Genomic DNA, 1,243 nt, shown 5'->3' with positions numbered 1-1,243 from the left:
GGGCGCGCGGGCGCGGGGGCGCGCGGGCGCGGGCGCGCGGGGGCCGGGCGGCGAGAAGCCCTAGTTCGTGACGGTGCGGCGGCCTTCGAAAGCACGGCCGAGGGTGACCTCGTCGGCGTACTCCAGGTCGCCGCCGACCGGCAGACCGGACGCGAGTCGGGTGACCTTGATCTCGAGCGTGGTCAGCAGGCGCGACAGGTAGGTCGCGGTCGCCTCGCCCTCGAGGTTCGGGTCGGTGGCGATGATGACTTCCTGCACCGTGTTGTCGGCGAGGCGCTGCATCAGCTGGCGGATGCGCAGGTCGTCGGGTCCGATGCCGTCGATGGGGCTGATCGCACCGCCGAGCACGTGATACAGCCCGCGGAACTCGCGGGTGCGCTCGATGGCGACGACGTCCTTGGCCTCTTCGACCACGCAGATCATCGCCGGATTGCGGCGCGGGTCTCGGCAGATCATGCACGTCTTCTGCTCGGACACATTGCCGCAGATGTCGCAGAACTTCACCTTGTCGCGCACCTCGAGCAGCACGTTCGCCAGCCGGGTCACGTCGAACTGCTCGGTCTGCAGAATGTGGAACGCGATGCGCTGCGCGGACTTGGGTCCGATTCCGGGCAGCGTGCCGAGCTCGTCGATCAATTCCTGAACGATGCCTTCGTACATGGGTTAGTCGCCTCTGGTTCGGGGGGCCGGGTCGTGCGCCTGCTCTTCGAGGAAGGTGGCGCCGAGAATCTCGCGCACCACCGACTCGCCGTAGCGCTGCTTCTCGGCAAAGGCCGGCCCGCGACGGGCAACGGATGCTGCGCCGCCCGCCGGGTTCGGATTCTGCGCCTGGTTGCGGGGCTGGGTTGCGGTCGGGGCGCCCGTGCCGGTGTGCACCGCGCCCTGGGTTCCGGTGCCGGCTACCGTGCCGGTGCCGGGGTTTGACGAGCTGGCCGGCACTGCCTCACGTGCCGAGGACGGTTGGAATCGCCCGGACTGGCCGCTGTTCGCGTGCAGGTCGGGCGGGAATTCCTCGTCGTAGGGCGGGGGCTCATCGTCGTAGGGCGGCTCCGGTTCGGAGACTCGGCCGGAAGCTCGGCCGGAGGCCGGTGCGGCTGCGGGAGCCGTCGCGCTGGCGGAAGCCGGTGCGGCTGCGGAGGACGGGGATGGTGCGGCCGGAGTCGACCGCGCGGCGGTCTGCGCGGGCGGCTGCGCGGACGGCTGCGCAAACGTCTGCGCGCCGGTCGCGGCGGAGCCGCCGGCT

General features: G+C 71.3%; 1 protein-coding gene and 1 pseudogene. Both read right to left on the bottom strand.

What is annotated here, in order from left to right; genetic code table 11:
• Nucleotides 1-60 precede the first annotated feature (60 nt).
• A complete protein-coding gene (gene recR, locus E3T49_RS16005; protein WP_134425915.1) occupies nt 61-660 on the bottom strand; it encodes a recombination mediator RecR in 600 nt (199 codons plus the stop codon).
• A gap of 3 nt (nt 661-663) precedes the next feature.
• Nucleotides 664-1,243, bottom strand: a pseudogene (locus E3T49_RS16305) (hypothetical protein); the annotation flags it as partial.

This window comes from Cryobacterium cryoconiti, assembly GCF_004403065.1.
Taxonomy (GTDB): Bacteria; Actinomycetota; Actinomycetes; order Actinomycetales; family Microbacteriaceae; genus Cryobacterium; species Cryobacterium cryoconiti.
The sequence above is the reverse complement of the archived record's forward strand: the minus strand, read 5'-3'. Positions and strand labels throughout refer to the sequence as shown.